The organism is Pseudomonas sp. AN-B15 (assembly GCF_019056475.1).
Lineage (GTDB): Bacteria > Pseudomonadota > Gammaproteobacteria > Pseudomonadales > Pseudomonadaceae > Aquipseudomonas > Aquipseudomonas parakoreensis.
In genome coordinates this window covers 4,852,345-4,872,708 of the sequence record NZ_CP049737.1, presented here as the reverse complement: position 1 = coordinate 4,872,708, position 20,364 = coordinate 4,852,345, and the positions used below count along the sequence as shown (strand labels likewise).

At 61.3% G+C, this 20,364-nt stretch carries 16 protein-coding genes; 9 read left to right on the top strand and 7 right to left on the bottom strand.

Annotated elements, in window-relative coordinates; genetic code table 11:
• The 8 genes from ftsW (at position 1) to lpxC (ending at position 9,131) form a co-directional block, all read left to right on the top strand.
• Positions 1-1,212 carry a putative lipid II flippase FtsW gene (gene ftsW, locus GTQ41_RS21970; RefSeq protein ID WP_169842443.1) on the top strand — a complete coding sequence of 404 codons (1,212 nt, stop codon included), beginning with the start codon at positions 1-3 and terminating at the stop codon, positions 1,210-1,212.
• Entirely contained in the window at positions 1,202-2,272 is a 1,071-nt protein-coding gene (gene murG, locus GTQ41_RS21965; protein ID WP_047296414.1) for an undecaprenyldiphospho-muramoylpentapeptide beta-N-acetylglucosaminyltransferase, read from the top strand. The genes ftsW and murG overlap by 11 nt, the downstream gene beginning before the upstream one ends.
• Positions 2,265-3,725, top strand: a complete 1,461-nt coding sequence (gene murC, locus GTQ41_RS21960) for a UDP-N-acetylmuramate--L-alanine ligase (protein WP_007961634.1) — start codon at positions 2,265-2,267, stop codon at positions 3,723-3,725. Before murG ends, murC begins: the two co-directional genes overlap by 8 nt.
• Positions 3,722-4,696, top strand: a complete 975-nt coding sequence (locus GTQ41_RS21955) for a D-alanine--D-alanine ligase (RefSeq protein ID WP_047296412.1) — start codon at positions 3,722-3,724, stop codon at positions 4,694-4,696. Before murC ends, GTQ41_RS21955 begins: the two co-directional genes overlap by 4 nt.
• A 4-nt stretch (positions 4,697-4,700) precedes the next feature.
• A complete protein-coding gene (locus GTQ41_RS21950; RefSeq protein WP_041073143.1) occupies positions 4,701-5,567 on the top strand; it encodes a cell division protein FtsQ/DivIB in 867 nt (288 codons plus the stop codon).
• Between the two features lie 15 nt (positions 5,568-5,582).
• Positions 5,583-6,842 (top strand): cell division protein FtsA, encoded by a 1,260-nt coding sequence (gene ftsA, locus GTQ41_RS21945; RefSeq protein ID WP_003228014.1) that lies wholly within the window; start codon positions 5,583-5,585, stop codon positions 6,840-6,842.
• Positions 6,843-6,910: 68 nt separating this feature from the next.
• The gene (ftsZ, locus tag GTQ41_RS21940) at positions 6,911-8,107 is read left to right on the top strand and encodes a cell division protein FtsZ (RefSeq protein WP_003228013.1); all 1,197 of its coding nucleotides are present in this window, start codon (positions 6,911-6,913) and stop codon (positions 8,105-8,107) included.
• Between the two features lie 112 nt (positions 8,108-8,219).
• A complete protein-coding gene (gene lpxC, locus GTQ41_RS21935) occupies positions 8,220-9,131 on the top strand; it encodes a UDP-3-O-acyl-N-acetylglucosamine deacetylase (protein ID WP_007961638.1) in 912 nt (303 codons plus the stop codon).
• Positions 9,132-9,333: 202 nt separating this feature from the next.
• On the opposite strand, the gene GTQ41_RS21930 is transcribed toward lpxC, so the two are convergent.
• From GTQ41_RS21930 to GTQ41_RS21900, 7 genes are all read right to left on the bottom strand, one after another.
• On the bottom strand, positions 9,334-10,842 hold the full coding sequence (locus tag GTQ41_RS21930) for a sensor domain-containing diguanylate cyclase (protein ID WP_047296408.1): 1,509 nt from the start codon (positions 10,840-10,842) through the stop codon (positions 9,334-9,336).
• Between the two features lie 222 nt (positions 10,843-11,064).
• Positions 11,065-12,381 (bottom strand): OprD family porin, encoded by a 1,317-nt coding sequence (locus tag GTQ41_RS21925; protein WP_047296405.1) that lies wholly within the window; start codon positions 12,379-12,381, stop codon positions 11,065-11,067.
• Positions 12,382-12,578: 197 nt separating this feature from the next.
• Positions 12,579-12,800, bottom strand: coding sequence for a hypothetical protein (locus GTQ41_RS21920; protein ID WP_047296402.1), 222 nt, complete (start codon positions 12,798-12,800; stop codon positions 12,579-12,581).
• 288 nt (positions 12,801-13,088) lie between these two features.
• Positions 13,089-14,453 (bottom strand): heavy metal sensor histidine kinase, encoded by a 1,365-nt coding sequence (locus GTQ41_RS21915; protein ID WP_047296400.1) that lies wholly within the window; start codon positions 14,451-14,453, stop codon positions 13,089-13,091.
• The gene (locus GTQ41_RS21910) at positions 14,443-15,120 is read right to left on the bottom strand and encodes a heavy metal response regulator transcription factor (RefSeq protein ID WP_007916978.1); all 678 of its coding nucleotides are present in this window, start codon (positions 15,118-15,120) and stop codon (positions 14,443-14,445) included. The genes GTQ41_RS21915 and GTQ41_RS21910 overlap by 11 nt, the downstream gene beginning before the upstream one ends.
• A gap of 7 nt (positions 15,121-15,127) precedes the next feature.
• Complete coding sequence (locus GTQ41_RS21905) at positions 15,128-18,229, bottom strand: multidrug efflux RND transporter permease subunit (RefSeq protein WP_095668357.1); 3,102 nt, start codon at positions 18,227-18,229, stop codon at positions 15,128-15,130.
• Entirely contained in the window at positions 18,226-19,383 is a 1,158-nt protein-coding gene (locus GTQ41_RS21900) for an efflux RND transporter periplasmic adaptor subunit (protein WP_047296395.1), read from the bottom strand. Before GTQ41_RS21900 ends, GTQ41_RS21905 begins: the two co-directional genes overlap by 4 nt.
• Before the next feature lie 736 nt (positions 19,384-20,119).
• Between GTQ41_RS21900 and GTQ41_RS21895 the strand changes: the two genes are divergently transcribed.
• A complete protein-coding gene (locus GTQ41_RS21895; protein WP_047296393.1) occupies positions 20,120-20,359 on the top strand; it encodes a hypothetical protein in 240 nt (79 codons plus the stop codon).
• Positions 20,360-20,364 lie beyond the last annotated feature (5 nt).

Genomic DNA, 20,364 nt, shown 5'->3' with positions numbered 1-20,364 from the left:
CTGCGCAATATCATCAAGCCGTACCCGTCGCCGATCATCACCGGCCGTGGCATCGACCTCGACTTCCCGATGCTCGCCGGCTGCCTGGCGCTGCTGGGCCTGGGCCTGATCATGATCGCCTCGGCTTCCACCGAAGTGGCGGCGGCGCAGTCGGGCAGCGCGCTGTACTACATGATTCGTCACCTGATTTATGTGGCGCTGGGCCTGGGTGCCTGCATCGTTACCATGATGATTCCGATCGCCACCTGGCAGCGTCTGGGCTGGATGATGCTGATCGGTGCATTCGGTCTGCTGGTGATGGTGATCGTCCCCGGGATCGGCCGTGAAGTGAACGGGTCGATGCGCTGGATCGGTTTCAGCTTCTTCAACGTACAGCCGTCCGAGATCGCCAAGGTCTTCGTGGTGATCTACCTCGCCGGGTATCTGGTACGTCGGCAGAAAGAAGTGCGCGAGAGCTGGATGGGCTTCTTCAAGCCGTTCATCGTGCTGCTGCCGATGGCGGGCCTGTTGCTGATGGAGCCGGACTTCGGTGCCACCGTGGTAATGATGGGGGCTGCGGCGGCGATGCTGTTCCTTGGCGGAGTCGGGCTGTTCCGCTTCTCGCTGATGGTGGTGCTGGCAGTCGGGGCGGTGGTGTTGCTGATCCAGATGCAGCCTTATCGAATGGCGCGTCTGACCAACTTCGCTGACCCATGGGCCGACCAGTTCGGCGCCGGTTATCAGTTGTCGCAGGCATTGATTGCCTTCGGTCGCGGTGAGTGGCTGGGCGTTGGCCTGGGCAACAGCGTACAGAAACAGTTCTACCTGCCTGAAGCGCACACCGACTTCGTGTTCTCGGTGCTGGCCGAAGAGCTGGGCGCCGTCGGTTCGCTGTGCACCGTCGCGCTGTTCGTGTTCGTGTGTATTCGCGGCATGTACATCGGTCTGTGGGCGGAGAAAGCCAAGCAATTCTTCGCCGCTTATGTGGCTTATGGTCTGTCGTTCCTGTGGATCGGTCAGTTTTTGATCAACATCGGGGTGAATGTCGGCCTGTTGCCGACCAAGGGCCTGACGCTACCGTTCCTCAGTTATGGCGGCAGTTCCCTGGTGATCTGCTGCGCCTGCCTTGGCCTGTTGCTGAGGATCGAGTGGGAGAGTCGGACCCACCTGGGCAGTGAAGAGATGGAATTCCATGAGAGCGACTTCGCCGAGGAGCCGAACCATGGGCGCTAACGTATTGATCATGGCCGGCGGCACCGGCGGCCACGTGTTTCCGGCGCTGTCCTGTGCCCGCGAATTCCAGGCACGCGGTTACACCGTGCACTGGCTCGGCACGCCACGCGGGATCGAAAACGATCTGGTACCGGCTGCAGGTCTGGAACTGCACCGGATCAATGCCACGGGTTTGCGTGGCAAGGGCAAGCTGTCGCTGCTCAAGGCACCGTTCATGCTGCTCAAGTCGGTGTGGCAGGCGCGGGCGGTGATTCGCAAGCTGCGTCCAGTCTGCGTGGTCGGCTTCGGTGGTTATGTGACCGGGCCTGGCGGTATCGCCGCGAAACTGGCCGGTGTGCCAGTGATCGTTCACGAGCAGAACGCCGTGGCCGGCACCGCCAATCGGTTGCTGGTGCCGTTCGCCGCCCGGGTGTGTGAAGCGTTCCCCGACACCTTTACTCTGTCGGACAGCCGCCGTACCACCGGAAACCCGGTGCGCAGCGAGCTGTTCCTCGAAACATCGCGACCGGCTCTGGCCGGGCGCAAAGCGCGTTTGCTGATCCTCGGCGGAAGCCTGGGCGCAGAACCGTTGAACAAGTTGCTGCCTGAAGCCCTGGCGCAAGTCCCTGCCGATTTGCGTCCGGACGTGTTTCATCAGGCCGGCAAAAACCACGATGAAGTGACTGCAGAGCGCTATCGCGCCGCCGGCGTGGATGCGCAGGTGCAGCCGTTCATCAAAGACATGGCCCAGGCCTATGGCTGGGCTGACCTGGTGGTGTGCCGCGCTGGCGCGCTGACCATCAGTGAGCTGGCCGCCGTTGGTCTGCCCTCGATGCTGGTGCCTTTGCCCCACGCGATCGACGATCACCAGACCCGCAACGCCGATTATTTGGCCCGTGAAGGCGCTGCCTTCGTGATGCCGCAAAGAACGACTGGTGCCGCGGACCTTGCCGCGCGCCTGACAGAGGTCTTGATGCAACCGCAACGACTCGAAGAAATGGCCCAAGCGGCCCGCCGTCTGGCCAAACCCGATGCCACCCGCAGCGTGGTCGATACCTGCCTGGAGGTGGCCCATGGTTGAGAATCAGAAAGCCATGCCACAACCGGAAATGCGCCGTATCCGTCGCATCCACTTCGTCGGTATCGGCGGCGTGGGCATGTGCGGCATCGCTGAAGTGTTGTTGAACCTGGGCTATGAAGTGTCCGGTTCCGACCTGAAGGCTTCGCCGGTGACCGAGCGTCTGGAATCGTTCGGCGCGCACATCTATATCGGCCACCGTGCCGAGAACGCTGCCACCGCCGACGTACTGGTGGTCTCGAGTGCCGTCAACACCTCCAACCCGGAAGTGGCGACCGCCCTTGAGCGTCGTATCCCGGTGGTACCGCGTGCCGAGATGCTCGCCGAGCTGATGCGCTACCGCCACGGCATTGCCGTCGCCGGTACTCATGGCAAAACCACGACCACCAGCCTGATCGCTTCGGTGTTCGCCGCCGGTGGCCTGGATCCGACCTTCGTCATCGGTGGCCGTCTGAATGCGGCGGGCACCAATGCCCAGCTCGGCACCAGCCGCTACCTGATCGCCGAAGCCGACGAAAGCGATGCGAGCTTCCTGCACCTGCAACCGCTGGTGGCGGTGGTGACCAACATCGACGCCGACCACATGGCGACCTACGACGGTGACTTCAACAAACTGAAGAAAACTTTCGTCGAGTTCCTGCACAACCTGCCGTTCTACGGTCTGGCCGTGATGTGCCTGGACGATCCGGTGGTGCGTGAAATCCTGCCGCTGGTCAAGCGTCCGACCGTGACCTACGGCTTCAGCGAAGACGCCGACGTGCGCGCGATCAATGTACGCCAGCAAGGCATGCAGACCTTCTTCACCGTGCTGCGTCCTGACCGCGAGCCGCTGGATGTTTCCGTGAACATGCCGGGCAACCACAACGTGCTCAACTCGCTGGCGACCATCTGCATCGCCACCGACGAAGGCGTCAGTGACGAAGCCATCGTTCAGGGCCTGTCCGGGTTCCAGGGCGTTGGCCGACGCTTCCAGGTCTACGGCGAACTGCCGGTGGACGGCGGCAACGTGATGCTGGTCGATGACTACGGTCACCACCCGACCGAAGTCGCGGCGGTGATCAAAGCCGTGCGCGGTGGCTGGCCGGAGCGCCGTCTGGTGATGGTTTACCAGCCGCATCGTTATAGCCGCACCCGTGATCTGTATGACGATTTCGTCAATGTACTGGCCGATGCCAACGTGCTGCTGCTGATGGAAGTCTATCCGGCCGGCGAAGAGCCGATCCCGGGCGCGGACAGCCGCAAGTTGTGCAACAGCATCCGTCAGCGCGGTCAGCTCGACCCGATCTACATCGAGCGCGGTGTCGACCTCGCGCCGCTGGTCAAGCCGTTGCTGCGCGCCGGCGACATCCTGCTGTGCCAGGGCGCCGGGGATATCGGCGGTCTCGCGCCGAAACTGTTGAAAAGTGAATTGTTCGCCGGCGCCGTGGCGGCGTCGGTCGAGGGGAAGTTGAAATGACTGCTGCCTACGCCAACCTGTTCTCCACCATCGCGCCGAAAGACTTCGGCCGGGTCGCCGTGCTGTTCGGTGGCATGAGTGCCGAGCGTGAGGTTTCGCTGAAGTCCGGTAACGCTGTGCTCGATGCGCTGCAAAGCGCGGGTGTGGACGCGTTCGGGATCGACGTCGGCGAGGATTTTCTGCAGCGTCTGCTGAGCGAAAAGATCGACCGTGCGTTCATCATTCTCCACGGTCGTGGCGGCGAAGATGGCTCGATGCAGGGCCTGCTCGAGTGCGCCGGCATTCCCTACACCGGCAGCGGCATCCTTGCCTCGGCACTGGCGATGGACAAACTGCGCACCAAGCAGGTCTGGCACAGCCTCGGGATTCCGACGCCGCGTCACGCCGTGCTGTGCAGCGAAGCCGATTGTATTTCCGCGGCGACGGAACTGGGCTTCCCTTTGATCGTCAAACCGGCGCATGAAGGTTCAAGTATCGGGATGGCCAAAGTGAGTTCTGCGTCCGAGTTGATCGACGCATGGAAAGCGGCCAGTACCTACGATTCGCAAGTCTTGGTGGAGCAATGGATTCAAGGTCCGGAGTTCACCATCGCCACCCTGCGTGACCAGGTGTTGCCTCCTATCGCCCTGGGTACACCGCACACGTTCTACGACTACGACGCCAAGTACATCGCCAACGATACCCAGTACCGCATTCCGTGCGGGCTGGATGCCGTCAAGGAACAGGAACTCATGGATCTCACGGCCAAGGCCTGTGAGGCGCTGGGTATTGCCGGTTGGGGCAGGGCGGACGTGATGCAGGACGCCGACGGGCAGTTCTGGTTCCTGGAAGTGAACACCGCACCGGGCATGACCGATCACAGCCTGGTGCCGATGGCGGCCCGTGCTGCCGGTCTGGACTTCCAGCAACTGGTTCTGGCCATTCTGGCCGCCAGTGTTGAAGGCTCCGGTCACACAGAGGCGCGAGGTTAAGACCATGCAAGGCGCTCAGCTCAGACATCAGCCACCCGCACCCGGCCGCAAGCCGGTGCCGCGGGGTGCCAGCCGAATGGTGGCCAAAGAGCCGATGTCTGCGCGCCTGCCGAAAGCCAATTTCGGCTTTCTGAAAAGCCTGTTCTGGCCGGTGCTGCTGGTGGCGCTCGGGTTCGGTACCTACGAAGGCGCGCAGCGTTTGCTGCCGTACGCCGACCGGCCGATCACCAAGATCGCCGTGCAGGGCGACCTGAGCTACATCAGCCAGCAAGCGGTGCAGCAGCGAATCGCCCCGTACGTGGCGTCGAGCTTCTTCACCATTGATCTGGCCGGCATGCGCACCGAGCTTGAGCAGATGCCATGGATCGCCCACGCCGAAGTACGCCGGGTGTGGCCGGACCAGGTGGTGATCCGCCTGGAAGAGCAACTGCCCGTGGCCCGTTGGGGCGACGAGTCGCTGCTCAACAACCAGGGCCAGGCATTCACGCCCAAGGAACTGGCGAACTACGAACACCTGCCACAGCTGTTCGGCCCACAACGGGCCCAGCAGCAAGTGATGCAGCAATATCAGGTGCTGAGCCAGATGCTCCGGCCGCTGGGTTTCTCGATCGCGCGCCTGGAACTGCGTGAACGTGGCAGCTGGTTCCTGACCACCGGTGCCGGCAGCTCCGGCCCCGGCATCGAGTTGCTGCTGGGACGCGGCAACCTGGTGGAAAAGATGCGCCGCTTCATTGCCATCTATGACAAGACGCTTAAAGACCAGATTACGAACATTGCGCGCATCGATCTGCGCTACGCCAACGGCCTCGCTGTTGGCTGGCGGGAACCAGTAGCGCCGACGACAGCCCAACCCGCTGTCGCAAAGAATTAAGAAGAGGCAGGACCCATGGCAAACGTGCAAAGCGGCAAAATGATCGTCGGTCTGGATATCGGCACCTCCAAGGTGGTGGCGCTGGTAGGCGAGGTCGCGGACGACGGCACGCTGGAAATCGTCGGTATCGGTACTCACCCGTCCCGCGGCCTGAAGAAGGGCGTGGTGGTGAACATCGAGTCGACCGTGCAATCGATCCAGCGCGCGATCGAAGAAGCCCAACTGATGGCGGGCTGCCGCATTCACTCGGCGTTCGTCGGCGTGGCCGGCAATCACATCCGCAGCCTGAACTCCCACGGCATCGTGGCGATTCGTGACCGCGAAGTGAGCTCGGCTGACCTGGAGCGTGTACTTGACGCTGCCCAGGCCGTGGCGATCCCGGCCGACCAGCGCGTGCTGCACACCCTGCCGCAGGATTACGTGATCGATAACCAGGAAGGCGTCCGCGAGCCTCTGGGCATGTCCGGCGTCCGTCTGGAAGCCAAGGTTCACGTGGTCACCTGCGCCGTCAACGCCGCACAGAACATTGAAAAGTGCGTGCGTCGCTGCGGTCTGGAAATCGACGACATCATTCTCGAGCAACTGGCCTCGGCCTACTCGGTACTGACCGACGACGAAAAAGAGCTGGGCGTGTGCCTGGTCGACATCGGCGGCGGCACCACCGACATCGCGATCTTCACCGAAGGCGCGATCCGCCACACCGCGGTGATCCCGATTGCCGGTGATCAGGTGACCAACGACATCGCCATGGCGTTGCGCACCCCGACCCAGTACGCCGAAGAGATCAAGATCCGCTACGCCTGTGCCCTGGCCAAACTGGCCGGTGCCGGCGAAACCATCAAGGTGCCAAGTGTTGGCGACCGTCCACCGCGCGAACTGTCGCGTCAGGCCCTGGCTGAAGTGGTCGAGCCGCGTTACGACGAACTGTTCACCCTGATCCAGGCCGAACTGCGTCGCAGCGGCTACGAAGACCTGATCCCGGCGGGCATCGTCCTGACCGGCGGTACCTCGAAGATGGAAGGCGCCACCGAGCTGGCCGAAGAAATCTTCCACATGCCGGTGCGCCTGGGCGTGCCGCACGGCGTGAAGGGTCTGGATGACGTGGTGCGCAACCCGATTTATTCCACTGGCGTTGGCTTGCTGATGTACGGCCTGCAGAAGCAGTCCGACGGGATCTCGTTCTCGGGCATCGGCAGCCGCGACAGCTACAGCAACGATGAGCCACAGGCGCCGTTGCTGGACCGATTGAAGAAGTGGGTTCAAGGCAACTTCTAACGCTTTACCGCAACACCGCTACAAAAATGCAGTAGGCGAAAAAACTAGAGAATGTAAGGAGAGGGAAAATGTTCGAACTCGTAGACAACATCCCCGCAAGCCCGGTAATCAAAGTTATCGGTGTTGGCGGTGGCGGCGGCAACGCTGTCAACCACATGGTCAAGAGCAACATCGAAGGCGTTGAATTCATCTGCGCCAACACTGATGCTCAAGCGCTGAAAAACATCGGCGCGCGCACCATTCTGCAACTGGGCACCGGTGTGACCAAAGGCCTGGGCGCCGGCGCCAACCCTGAAGTCGGCCGTCAGGCTGCGCTGGAAGATCGCGAGCGCATCGCTGAAGTGCTGGCCGGCACCAACATGGTGTTCATCACCACTGGCATGGGCGGCGGTACCGGTACCGGTGCTGCGCCGATCATCGCCGAAGTGGCCAAGGAAATGGGCATCCTGACCGTTGCGGTCGTGACCCGTCCGTTCCCGTTCGAAGGCCGCAAGCGTATGCAGATCGCCGACGAAGGCATCCGCATGCTCTCCGAAAGCGTCGATTCGCTGATCACCATTCCGAACGAGAAGCTGCTGACCATTCTCGGCAAAGACGCCAGCCTGCTGTCGGCTTTCGCCAAGGCTGACGATGTACTGGCCGGTGCCGTGCGCGGTATCTCCGACATCATCAAGCGTCCGGGCATGATCAACGTCGACTTCGCCGACGTGCGTACCGTGATGAGCGAAATGGGCATGGCGATGATGGGCACTGGCTGCGCCAGCGGTCCGAACCGTGCACGTGAAGCGACCGAAGCGGCCATCCGCAACCCGCTGCTGGAAGACGTGAACCTGCAAGGCGCACGCGGCATTCTGGTGAACATCACCGCTGGTCCTGACCTGTCCCTGGGTGAGTACTCCGACGTGGGTAGCATTATCGAAGCCTTCGCTTCCGAACACGCGATGGTCAAGGTCGGTACCGTGATCGATCCGGACATGCGCGACGAACTGCACGTGACCGTGGTTGCCACCGGTCTGGGCGCGAAAATCGAGAAGCCTGTGAAGGTCATCGACAACACCGTTCACACCTCCATGGCTTCCGCTCAGGTGCAACAACCGGCTCCTGCGCGTCAGGAAGCTCCGGCGGTGAACTACCGTGACCTGGACCGTCCGACCGTCATGCGCAACCAGGCTCAGGCCGGTGCTGCGACTGCCGCGAAGATGAACCCGCAGGACGATCTGGATTACCTGGACATCCCGGCATTCCTGCGTCGTCAGGCCGATTGATGGAATGTATCAGGGCTATGACGGTGATTGGTGTTCAGCAAAGGCTCGGTCTGCTATTATCGCCAGCCTTTGTTGATACCAGTTCGCAATTTGCGCTGAAGCGGCCCAAGCCATGATTAAACAACGCACACTGAAAAATATTATCCGTGCCACAGGTGTAGGCCTGCATTCCGGGGAGAAGGTCTACCTGACCCTCAAGCCTGCGCCTGTCGACACTGGCATTGTGTTTTGTCGCGCTGACCTCGACCCTGTGGTGCAGATTCCTGCCCGCGCGGAAAACGTCGGTGAAACCACTATGTCGACGACGCTGATCAACGGCGACGTCAAAGTGGACACGGTAGAGCACTTGCTCTCGGCCATGGCTGGCCTGGGCATCGATAACGCCTACGTCGAGCTCTCCGCGTCCGAAGTCCCGATCATGGATGGCAGCGCTGGACCGTTCGTATTCCTGATTCAATCGGCTGGCCTGGAAGAGCAGGACGCCGCCAAGAAATTCATCCGCATCCTGCGTGAAGTGACAGTGGAAGACGGCGACAAGCGCGCCACTTTCGTCCCTTTCGAAGGGTTCAAGGTGAGCTTCGAGATCGATTTCGATCACCCGGTTTTCCGGGACCGCACCCAGAGTGCAAGCGTGGATTTTTCCAGCACTTCGTTCGTAAAAGAAGTCAGCCGCGCCCGTACTTTCGGTTTCATGAGTGACATCGAGTACCTGCGCAAGCACAACCTCGCACTCGGCGGCAGCGTTGAAAACGCGATCGTGGTGGATTCCGATGGTGTACTGAACGAAGACGGCCTTCGCTACGAAGACGAATTCGTGAAGCACAAGATCCTCGATGCGATTGGCGACCTGTACCTGCTGGGTAACAGCCTGATTGGTGAGTTCAAAGGCTTCAAGTCCGGTCATGCACTGAACAACCAGCTGCTGCGCAAGTTGATTGAGCAGACAGATGCTTGGGAAGTCGTGACGTTCGAAGACGCCAGCACTGCACCGATCTCTTACATGCGCCCGGTTGCGGCAGTGTAAGTAAAAAACCTCTCTAGTTTTTTGAAGGCCATCCTCGGATGGCCTTTTTTTATGCCTGCGGTTTTTGTGTTGCCTGCACTGGCCCAATCGCTGGCAAGCCAGCTCCCACAGGTTCTTTGTTGATCTCAAATCTGCAGCACCCCACAGACCCATGTGGGAGCTGGCTCGCCAGCGATTGGGCCAGCGCCAGCACCTCGAGGTTTCAGGCCGCCACCACCACCCGATTGCGCCCACCTTCTTTGGCCTGATACAGCGCCTTGTCCGCCGCAAACAGCAGTTGCTCCAGTGACATCTCGACTGCCGATGTCCAGGTGCTGATACCGATACTGACGGTCATTGCCACGTCCGCGCCGTCGACCTTCGGCATCTGCTCCACCGCCTGACGAATGTGTTCAGCAATTTGCCGGGCACCGCAGCTGTCGGTCTCGGCGAGGATCACCGAGAACTCTTCGCCGCCGTAACGGGCGACCAGATCGCCGGGGCGGCGCACGTTTGCCGTGATCACCTTGGCCAGTTCGCGTAGCGCCTGGTCACCGGCCTGATGCCCGTGACGGTCGTTGAACGCCTTGAAGTGGTCGGCATCGATCATCATCACCGACAGCGGCTTGCCCGAACGCTGGGCGCGGAACCATTCGTGGCGCAGCGACTGATCGAGCATCCGCCGGTTGGCCACGCCGGTCAGCGCATCGGTGGCAGCCAGTTGCGCCAGTTCGCGTTCGGCGCGCTGGCGCAAGCGCAGCTCGCGAGCGAGCAGCCAGGTCAGCCACAGCAGCCCGGCACACAGCACGCCGGTGGCACCACTGACCAACAGCGCCGTGCGCCGCCAAGTGCCGAACACCTCATCACTGGAGAGCGCGACCATCACCGTCAGCGGTAAGTTGCCGACCCGCGAATAGGTGTAAAGCCGTTGCTGGTGGTCCATGCTCGAAGTGCTGGTGAAACTGCCGCTGCCATCCTTGTCGCCGAGAATCCGTACCACGTTGGGTCGGTTGCCGAAGCTCTTGCCGATGGAGTCGTTTTGCAGATGCGGCTTCTGCGCCAGCAGCACGCCGTCGCTGTTGATGATGTTCAGGGTGCTGTCTTTGCCGATGTCGAGGCTGTTGAACAACTGATCGAAGTAGTCGAGTTTCATCGACGCCACCGCCACTCCGGCGAATTCGCCGGTTTCCGAGGAGATCCGCCGACTGAAGCTGATGCGCCACTGATTGGCTTCGTCGCAATCGCAGCGGGTCTTGAACGGGCGACTGATGAACATGCCGGTATCGCGGTTGAAGGCGTGGGCAAGGAAGTAATCGCGATCGGCGAAGTTGCCTGGTTTGGGTTCGATCCGCGATGAGTCGGCAACCACATCGCCGTGCTTGTCCAGCAGGAGGATGTCGCCCTTGAAACGCGCGGTGGTCGAACGGTCGAACAGCGCCAGATGGCGAATCTGCGGGGTGACGTCGCGCAAGTCATCGCGCTGGGCGGCGGCGATCAGGCCTTGCAGGGTCAGGTCGTACAACTCGACCGTGCGCAGGACGTCGGCGTCGATCAACTGGGCGATGGTGGTGGCACTGCGGGTGGCCGCTTCCTGAGCGTTGGCGTGCTCACGAATCAGCAAAAAAGTGACGATGCACAGAATCGCGATCACGGTCAGCGAACTGCCGCAGATCAGCAGCAATTCGGGGCGTCCGGGCTTGCCCGCCAGAGGTGGGGTACGGCTCGCGATCATGATGGGGTTATCAGTTGGGGGATCTTATAAGCTTAGTTGCACAAACACTGCGGGGGATAACACTAAAACAGATCTACTGTGGGGAGGGGATTTATCCCCGATGGGCTGCGAAGCGGCCCCAAAAAAAGGGTCTGCTGCGCAGCCCATCGGGGATAAATCCCCTCGCCACAAAATCTATGTCAGTCAAAATAAGTGTCAGTTGTAACTGACCTAGAGGTGATCTTAGAAGACGTTTATCGGGTAGTCGACAATCACACGGTATTCATCGGTGTCGGTATCGATCGCGCCGTAGCCGTTGCCGCCACGGTTGGTTGCCCATTGCAGGCGCACCGCGAGATCTTTCGCCTGGCCGCTCTGTACCACGTATTTCAGATCGAGGTCGCGTTCCCAGTGCTTGGCGTTGCGACCGTCAGCGCTGTACCACGAGGCATAGCCCTTGCTGTCCGGATCGACCTTGGTCAGGTCCACGTTGCCACGCGAATAGGAAACCGCCGACGTCAGACCCGGCAGACCGAGACCGGCGAAGTCGTAGCCGTACTTGAGCTTCCACGAGCGCTCGTTGGGGCCGTTGAAGTCCGAGTACTGCTGCGAGTTGTCGAGGTAAACGCTATCACCCTGGCTGATGTAGTCGAACGGTGTGTTGCCGTTCACGCGCTGGTACGCAGCGGTGACGCTGTGGTTGCCGATGCCGACGGTGAAATGCAGGCTGTAGGTGTTGTTGTCGATGTCGCCCAGCAGCGTGTCGCCAGTGTCCTGCGTGTGATAGAGGTGCAGGCCCGGGTTGAGGCTGACCAGATCGTTCAACTGCCACGTGTAATCCAAGTCGTAGTAGTACTGGTTCCAGATGTCCTTCAGTTCAGCGGCATACAGATTGCTGGTCAGGCCCTCGACGCCGCTCCAGGACACGCCGGCCCAGTTCAGGTGGCGGCTTTCGTCGCCCTCGGCGAGTTTGCCGTACGAGGTGCCGATGCGCTGGCGACCGCTCTGGTTGTACGGCTTGGTGAAACTGGCCTGGCCACCTTCGAACATCCAGCCGTCGAAGCTGTGGTTGGTCAGGCTGACGCCACGAAAGGTCTGCGGCAACATGCGCGATTCACCGCCGGCAATCACCGGGTTGGTGAGGAACAGGTCACCGGCCTTCAACTCGGTATCGAACGCGCGCATTTTCAACGTGCCACCTGCGGTCGAGAACGAACCCGGCGCTTTGCCGTTGCCATCGCTGATCGGCAGGATGCTCGAGCCATCGGTACCGCCACCGCCGTCGAGCTTCAGCCCGAGCATGGCGTGGGCATCAATGCCGAAGCCGACCGTGCCTTCGGTATAACCCGACTGGAAGATCCCGAGAAAACCCTGACCCCACTCGATATTATCGTCCGTCTGCTGCAGGCGGTTGCGATTCATGTAGTAGTTGCGAGCGTTGAGGTTGAGGCTCGAGCCGTCGACGAAACCTTCCCTGGCGGCTTCGTCGGCATGGGCGGCGGGGGCAATCGTTGCGGCAATTGCAATGAACAGCGGGGTGAAGCTGACTGGGTAACGCACTTGCGATGGAGCTCCTTGGGTCAACTGACACTTCAATGTCTTGAGGTGCGGGATGTTTCTTGTTGTTACAGACGAACCAAACGGCTTTCAGACCACAACGAAAAAAGGCCGCTGAAAAGGCAGCGGCCTGGAAGGACGACGGTTGAACGGGAAGAGCCAAACAACCGCGTCGAGGGAAATGTTTCGCGGTGCGCGACTCAGCTGTCTTTCTCGGCCGCTTGAGCCTGGGAAGTGGCGGCCTGTGGGGCTTGCGAGGCGTCTTGCGACTTGGCCATCACTTCTGCCCGGGACTGTTCGAACGCGTGAGCGCGAGCAGCATTCTGCGCGACGAACGCCTGCGATTCTTCAGCCATCGCCATTGGCGACAGGATCAATGAGGACAAAACGAAAGCGCTGGCAATACCCATACTGTTGGACATCTTGAAAACCTTCTTGCTTGGCAAGTGCTGTTTGGTGCGGGCAAAGATAAGGTTGCCGAGCGTTGGGAAACAGCGTGATTTTCATAAATGACTGTTACGGCAAAAGCAAAGATCAATCTCGGGTGAACGCCATTCCTTGTGGCGAGGGGATTCATCCCCGATGGGCTGCGAAGCAGCCCTCAATCCTTTGTACTGGTTGTGTCAGGAAGATCGCGATTGCTGATTTTGGGGTCGCTTCGCAACCCATCGGGGATGAATCCCCTCGCCACAGGGGACTTTAATCAGCGATTAAACGGGGAGGTGGATGCCGAAGGTATTCATCCCGCGATCACTGCGCACAAACACATCCCCACCGTGCATCAGCGCAATCGCCTTGACGATCGCCAGCCCCAATCCATGGTTGTTGCCGCTGTTGCTGCGCGAGGCATCGACCCGGTAGAAGCGCTCGAACAGTCGCGGCAAATGCTCGCTGGCAATCGGCGATCCCGGGTTGGCCACACCGATGCTGACCTGATGTTCCTCAACCTCGATGCGCACCTCAATCACCTTGCCCGGCTCGGTGTGCTGCACGGCGTTGCTCAGCAGATTGATCAATGCCCGGCGCAGATGTGCGATCTCGATTCGCACCTGCGCATCGCCACTGACGTGTACCTGCACCCGCGCGTCTTCAAGGATGAAATCCAGATACTCGAGCGTAGTCGCGACTTCATTGGCCAGCGACGTAGACGTCAGTTTGGTCGCCTTGCTGCCCTGGTCGGCGCTGGCGAGGAACAACATGTCATTGATGATCGAACGCAGGCGCTCCAGCTCCTCAAGATTCGACTGCAGCACTTCGAAGTAATGTTCGGCGGAGCGTCCGCGCGTCAATGCGACCTGGGTCTGGCCAATCAGGTTGGTCAGCGGCGAGCGCAGTTCATGGGCGACGTCGGCGTTGAACGATTCCAGCCGCGAGTAGGCCTGTTCGACCCGCTCCAGCGTGGAGTTGAACGAATCGACAAACTGCTCAAGCTCCGGCGGCAATGGCGACATCCGCAAGCGTCCAGCCCGCAGGGGAGGCGCGAGGCGCTGGGCTTCATCCGACAGTTTGATCAACGGCTTGAGGCCGATTCGCGCGACCCAGTACCCCAGCGCCGAGGCCATCAGCACACCGACAATCGCGAGGCTGACGAGAGCGATCAACAGCTTGTGTTGGGTCTCGTGGAACGTTTCGGTGTCGATGCCGATCATGAACCGCAGCGGCGGGCGCTGATCCTTGGCCGGCAACTCGGTCAGCAGCACTTTCAGCGGATAAGGATGTTCAGGCAACTGCAGATCATGCATGCCGGTCGGGCCCTGGGCGAAGGCGCGGATTTGCGCGTCCGGCTCACCATACTCGTAACCGGGATCAGCGCTGACCACCCAGAAACGAATGCGCTTGTCTTCCTCGCCGAGCAGCTTGAGCTTGGCGTTGATCTTCACCCAATGCTCGGGTGTGCCGTAACGATTGAGCGCCGATTCGAGCACGCTGTAACGCGCATCCAGCTCGGCTTCCGGGAGCAGGCCAAGGCCCTTGTCGACCTGTTGATACAGCGCGCCGCCGATCAACAGAAACACCAGCAGCGCCACCAGGGTGAACATCCCGCTTAAACGCAGGGCAATCGAATTACTGGACACCACGGCTCTCCAGCACATAACCCATGCCGCGAATCGTGTGCAGCAGTTTCTCGTCGAACGGCCCGTCGAGCTTGGCCCGCAGACGTTTGATCGCGACTTCGACGACGTTCGCATCGCTGTCGAAATTGATGTCCCAGACCATCTCGGCAATCGCGGTTTTCGAGAGGATTTCGCCTTGCCGGCGCGCCAGCACGCTGAGCAGCGAGAACTCTTTTGCGGTCAGGTCCAGCCGGGTGCCGGCACGGGTCGCCTTGCGGCTGATCAGATCGATCCACAGGTCGGCGATGCTCACTTGTACCGGTTCATGCCCGCCGCTGCGTCGGGTCAGCGCTTGCAGGCGCGCCACCAGTTCGAGGAAGGAAAACGGCTTGCCGAGGTAATCATCGGCGCCGTCGCGCAGGCCCTTGATGCGGTCTTCGACGCGCTCGCGGGCGGTTAGCATGATTACCGGAGTCTGCTTGCGCGCACGCAATGCGCGCAGCACGCCGAAGCCATCCAGGCCCGGTAGCATTACGTCGAGGACGATCACCGCATAGTCGCTCTCCAGCGCCAGGTGCAGGCCTTCGACGCCGTCGCGGGCCAGGTCCACGGTGTAACCCTGTTCCGTCAGACCGCGGTGCAGATAGTCCGCGGTTTTTTCCTCGTCTTCGATAATCAGAACGCGCATGACCGCCTCAGTCTGTAGTCGCCAATGCCGTCGTGGGCATTGGTTTGGGCCTGTGGAACAGCCGCTCAAGCCACAAGTATATGACCGGCGTGGTAAACAGCGTCAGCATCTGGCTGACCAGCAAGCCGCCCACCACCGCGATCCCCAGCGGCTGGCGCAGTTCGGCGCCGGTGCCATAACCGAGCATCAGCGGCAGGGCACCCAGCAGGGCGGCGAGAGTGGTCATGATGATCGGCCGGAATCGCGTCAGGCACGCCTCGTAAATCGCATCCTGCGGCGGCAAGCCGCGATTGCGCTGCGCCTCAAGGGCAAAGTCGATCATCAGAATGCCGTTCTTTTTGACGATACCGATCAGCAACACCAAGCCGATCAACGCCATGATCGAGAAGTCCTGGCCGCAGATCCACAGCATGATCACCGCACCGAGACCGGCTGCCGGCAAGGTCGAGATGATCGTCAGCGGATGCACAAAGCTCTCATAAAGCACGCCGAGAATGATGTACACCGCCACCAGCGCCGCGAGAATCAGCCACGGCTGACTGGCCAGCGAACTCTGGAACGCCTGCGCCGCGCCCTGGAAATTGCCGCTGATCGCGGTCGGCATGCCGATTTCGGCCTTGGCCTGATTGAGCAGAATCACCGCATCACCCAACGCCACGCCGGGCGCCAGGTTGAACGACAGGTTGGCGGCGGGGAACATGCCGTCATGAGCAATCGACAGCGGGCCGATGGTCGGCGCATCGAATTTGGCCAGCGCCGACAGCGGCACCATCTCGCCGCTCAACGGCGAGCGCAGGTAGAAATAATTGAGGCTTTCGGCCTTGCCGCGTTGCTTGGTGTCCAGTTCCAGAATCACGTTGTACTGATTGACCTGGGTCTGAAATTCGTTGATCTGGCGCTGCCCGAAGGCATCGTACAGCGCTTCGTCGACGTCACTGGCGGTCAGGCCGAAACGCGCGGCGGCACTGCGGTCGATGCTGATGTGGGTAATGCTGCCGCCCAGTTGCAGGTCGTTGGAAATGTCGCGGAACGCCGGGTTGCTGCGCAGCTTTTCGGTCAGACGCTGGGTCCAGGTGGCGAGGGTCGCGCCATCGTTGCTCTTGAGCACGTATTGGTACTGCGCGCGGCTCGGCCCGGAGCTGAGGTTGATGTCCTGACCGGCGCGCAGGTACAGGACGATGCCCGGGACTTTCATCAGTTGCGGACGAATCCGGTCGATGAACTGGCTGGCCGAGACGTCGCGGTCGCCGCGTTTTTTCAGAGCAATCCAGAAGCGGCCATTGGCGATGGTCTGGTTGCTGCCGGACACACCCACCGAGTGGGAAAACGCCTGCACGGCCGGGTCGGCGGCGACGATTTCGGCCATCGCCAGGTGTTTTTTCACCATGTCGCCGTAGGAGATATCCGCAGCGGCTTCGGTGGTGCCGAGGACGAAACCGGTGTCCTGCACCGGGAAGAAACCCTTGGGGATAAAAATGTAACCGGCAATCGCCAGCGCCAGCGACAGGCCGAACACGCCGATCATCAATTTCTGATGGGCGAGGGCACGGCGCAGACCCTTTTCGTACCAGGCCAGCAAGCGTTCGCTGAAGCCCGGTTTGTCGTGGGCGTGGTGCACCGGTTTGCGCATGAATAGCGCGGCCAGCGTCGGTGCGAGGGTCAACGACACCACCACCGAAATCAAAATGGTCGAGGTTGCGGTCAGGGCGAATTCCTTGAACAACCGCCCGACCACACCGCCCATGAACAGCAGCGGAATGAACGCCGCCACCAGCGAGAAACTGATCGAGACCACGGTGAAGCCGATTTCGCCGGCACCTTTGACCGCCGCCTCGCGCATGCTGTCGCCGGCCTCCAGATGCCGGTGGATGTTCTCCACCACGACAATCGCATCGTCCACGACAAACCCCACGGCCACGACAATCGCCACCAGCGTCAGGTTGTTCAGGCTGAAGCCCAAGAGGTACATCAGGGCGAAACTGGCGGTCAGCGACACGCCGAGTACCGCAGAGACGATCATGGTCGCTGACAACTGGCGCAGAAACAGCGCCATCACCGCCACCACCAACAGGATCGCGATCAACAGGGTGATCTCGACTTCATGCAGCGAGGCGCGAATGGTCTGGGTGCGGTCGATCAGGGTTTTCACCTGCACCGAGGCCGGGAGCATGGCTTCGAGGCCGGGCAGGGCGGCTTGAATGCGGTCGACGGTTTCGACAATGTTCGCCCCCGGTTGCCGCGAGATCACCAGGTTCACCCCGGGTTGATCACCGGCCCAGGCCTGCACGTAGGCATCTTCCGAACCGTTGACGACTTTGGCGACATCGCGCAGGTGAACCGGGGCGCCGTCTTTGTAGGAAACGATGAGCTGGCTGTAGTCCTCGGGGTGGAACAACTGGTCGTTGGTCGACAGCGTCGAGATGCTCGATTCGCCGTACAGCGCACCTTTGGCGAGGTTGAGGCTGGTCTGCTGGATCGCCAGACGAATGTCGGCGAGGGTCAGGCCGATCGCCGCCAGTTTGTCCGCCGAGGCCTGCACACGGATCGCCGGACGTTGCTGACCGGTGATGTTGATCTGGCCTACACCGTCGATCTGACTGATCTGACGCGCCAGCAGGGTTTCCACCAGGTCGCTGAGTTCAGTGCCGGGCATTTGCGTCGAGCTGACGCTGAGGATCAGTACCGGGCTGTCGGCCGGGTTGACCTTCTTCCACGTCGGCAGCGTCGGCATGTCCTTGGGCAGTTTGCCGGCGGCGGTGTTGATCGCCGCCTGGACTTCCTGGGCGGCGGTGTCGATGCTCTTGTCGAGGGTGAATTGCAGGGTCAGCAGACTGGAGCCGAGCGCACTGCTGGAGGTCATCTGGGTCATGCCGGGGATGGCGCTGAATTGCACCTCCAGCGGCGTGGCCACGGACGAGGCCATGGTGTCGGGGCTGGCGCCGGGCAACTGCGCCGAAACCTGAATCGTTGGAAATTCCGCTTCCGGCAGTGGGGCAATCGGCAGGCGCGGGAAGGCAATCACCCCGACCAGCACCAGCGCGATGGTCAGCAGAATGGTCGCGACCGGGTGATCGATGCACCAGGTGGAGACGCCTGTGTGCTGCTTCATGGCTTGGGCTCCGCTTGCACCACCTGCGGCGGCTCGCTCATGACCTGCACGGTAGAGCCGGGTTTGAGCCGTGACTGGCCGTCGCTGACCAATTGATCACCAGCCTTCACGCCTTTGATGATGTCCTGGCCGCTGCCTTGATAAACCATCTGCACCTGCACGGCTTCGACCTTGTCGCCGTTCACGCGATAGACGAAGTGTTGATCGAGACCGCGCTGGACGACGGTGGGCGGTACCACCAGCGCGCCCTTGTCCAGCGCCGTCTGAATTTTTACCGTCACCAGCAGGCCCGGCCAAAGCTTCTGGCTGGCGTTGTCGAACTCGGCCTTGGCGCGGATGGTGCCGGTGTTGGCGTTGATCTGGTTATCGATCAGGGTCAGGTGACCTTCGCCGAGCAGGTTGCCGGTTTCGCCGTCGGTGTCGGCGCCGATATAGGCCTTGACCTGCGCGTGCTGCGGGTCGTTGATCAGGCCCTGCAGGGTCGGCAGCATTTGCTGCGGCAGCGAGAACTCCACGGCAATCGGGTCGATCTGGGTCACGGTGAACAGGCCGGCGGTGTCGGTCATGCGCAGGAAGTTGCCTTCGTCGACTGTACGAATACCGACGCGGCCGGTGACTGGTGAGCGGATCTGCGTGTAGGAAAGTTGTATCTGCGCCGCGTCAATCGAGGCCTGGTTGCCTTGGGCGGTGGCCTTGAGTTGGTTGACCAGGGCCTGTTGCTGGTCGTAGGTCTGCCTGGAGACGCCGTCGTCGACGCTGAGCAGTTTGTAGCGCTTGAGGTTGACCAGGGCGACTTGCAGTTGTGCCTGGCTTTCGCCCAGTTGCGCGCGGGCCTGGTCGAGGCTGGCGCGGATCGAGCGGTCGTCGATGGTGGCCAGCAGGTCGCCGGCTTTGACCAGTTGGCCTTCCTTGACGAGGATTTTGGTGAGGATGCCGTCTATTTGTGGGCGTACTACGACGCTGTGTAATGAGAGTACGGAGCCGATGCCGGTGGTGTAGCGGGGGACGTCTTTTTCGCTGACCGTCACGACGCGGACCGGGATGGCGGTCGGGGTGGCCAGTTTGGTTGGGGCGGGTTTCAGTGCCCACCATGTGCCTGCGGCGGCCAGAGCGATCACTACGGCTAGCAGGGCTTGGTTTTTCTGGATTCGCATGGAGTGGGGCGCCAAGGGGCTGGAGTTTGGGCAGGTTGGGTCTTTATAAACTTGTTTGGGGGTCAGGAGGGTGACGGCTGGCTGTCAGCGCTGTCAGTTTCGCCGGGGTGTATATCCGTTTCTGTGGGTGTGGCTGATTAGGGTTTCGCCCTTACGGCGACTCACTTTTTTTACAAACGCCTAAAAAAAGTAAGCAAAAAAACGCTTGCTCCTGCGTTCGGCCCGCTCGCTGGGGCTCGGGGTCCCTTCGCTCCGGGATTGATCCGGGCGCAGCGCCTACGGTTTGCTTCGCTGCACCTCCTCTCGCTGTGTTTGGCTGCGCCAAACGGTCGCTGCGCTCCCACGCCCGGATCAATCCCTCCGCTCAGCCTTCCGATGTCGCCCGTGGATCAAGATCAAGAGCTGCAGCCGAGCTTGCGCTCATCCTGTTGAGTGGGGCGGCATGCGCCGCGTGCGGGTTGTGCTTGTTTTCCCTGTAGGAGCTGCCGCAGGCTGCGATCTTTTGATCTTGCTTTTACTTTTGCTCTTTTGTGGGAGCTGGCTTGCCAGCGATGGCGGCTTGCCAGCTGACCAATCTCTGGCGGGTGTACTCGGTCCACCTGTGGGAGCGAGCCTGCTCGCGAAGACGGCCTGACAGCCGCTGCAAATCTTCAGGTGCCGAGTCCGGGCGCGCAGGTATACTGCGCGCCTTCGCGGCTCACTGTTCGGGCCGGACTTTTTGCTTTGCGGAGCTTTTATGACTTCCCCGATCCAACCGCCAGTTGACGACGCTGTGAGCGATGTCCCGGCCGAGCTGACTGACGCCAGCGAGACCAAACCCGAGATCCCGGCGTTCAAGTTCCCTTTCAAACCGGGTGAACTGGCGGCCGCCAAGGGTTCGAATCAGCCGTGGTACAAGAACGGCGCCAAGAATGGTCACACCAAGACCCCGGGCATGGCCCCGCCGGGTACCCGCCGTTCGATGGGCAAGCGCTGAGTTTC

Excerpts from the sequence above, each read along its gene's own strand:
- ftsZ (WP_003228013.1), top strand. The coding sequence starts at position 6,911 with ATGTTCGAACTCGTAGACAACATCCCCGCAAGCCCGGTAATCAAAGTT.
- murC (WP_007961634.1), top strand. The coding sequence starts at position 2,265 with ATGGTTGAGAATCAGAAAGCCATGCCACAACCGGAAATGCGCCGTATC.
- GTQ41_RS21895 (WP_047296393.1), top strand. The coding sequence starts at position 20,120 with ATGACTTCCCCGATCCAACCGCCAGTTGACGACGCTGTGAGCGATGTC.
- lpxC (WP_007961638.1), top strand. The coding sequence starts at position 8,220 with ATGATTAAACAACGCACACTGAAAAATATTATCCGTGCCACAGGTGTA.
- GTQ41_RS21930 (WP_047296408.1), bottom strand. The coding sequence starts at position 10,842 with ATGATCGCGAGCCGTACCCCACCTCTGGCGGGCAAGCCCGGACGCCCC.
- GTQ41_RS21905 (WP_095668357.1), bottom strand. The coding sequence starts at position 18,229 with ATGAAGCAGCACACAGGCGTCTCCACCTGGTGCATCGATCACCCGGTC.
- murG (WP_047296414.1), top strand. The coding sequence starts at position 1,202 with ATGGGCGCTAACGTATTGATCATGGCCGGCGGCACCGGCGGCCACGTG.
- GTQ41_RS21900 (WP_047296395.1), bottom strand. The coding sequence starts at position 19,383 with ATGCGAATCCAGAAAAACCAAGCCCTGCTAGCCGTAGTGATCGCTCTG.
- GTQ41_RS21955 (WP_047296412.1), top strand. The coding sequence starts at position 3,722 with ATGACTGCTGCCTACGCCAACCTGTTCTCCACCATCGCGCCGAAAGAC.
- GTQ41_RS21920 (WP_047296402.1), bottom strand. The coding sequence starts at position 12,800 with ATGTCCAACAGTATGGGTATTGCCAGCGCTTTCGTTTTGTCCTCATTG.
- GTQ41_RS21950 (WP_041073143.1), top strand. The coding sequence starts at position 4,701 with ATGCAAGGCGCTCAGCTCAGACATCAGCCACCCGCACCCGGCCGCAAG.
- ftsA (WP_003228014.1), top strand. The coding sequence starts at position 5,583 with ATGGCAAACGTGCAAAGCGGCAAAATGATCGTCGGTCTGGATATCGGC.
- GTQ41_RS21910 (WP_007916978.1), bottom strand. The coding sequence starts at position 15,120 with ATGCGCGTTCTGATTATCGAAGACGAGGAAAAAACCGCGGACTATCTG.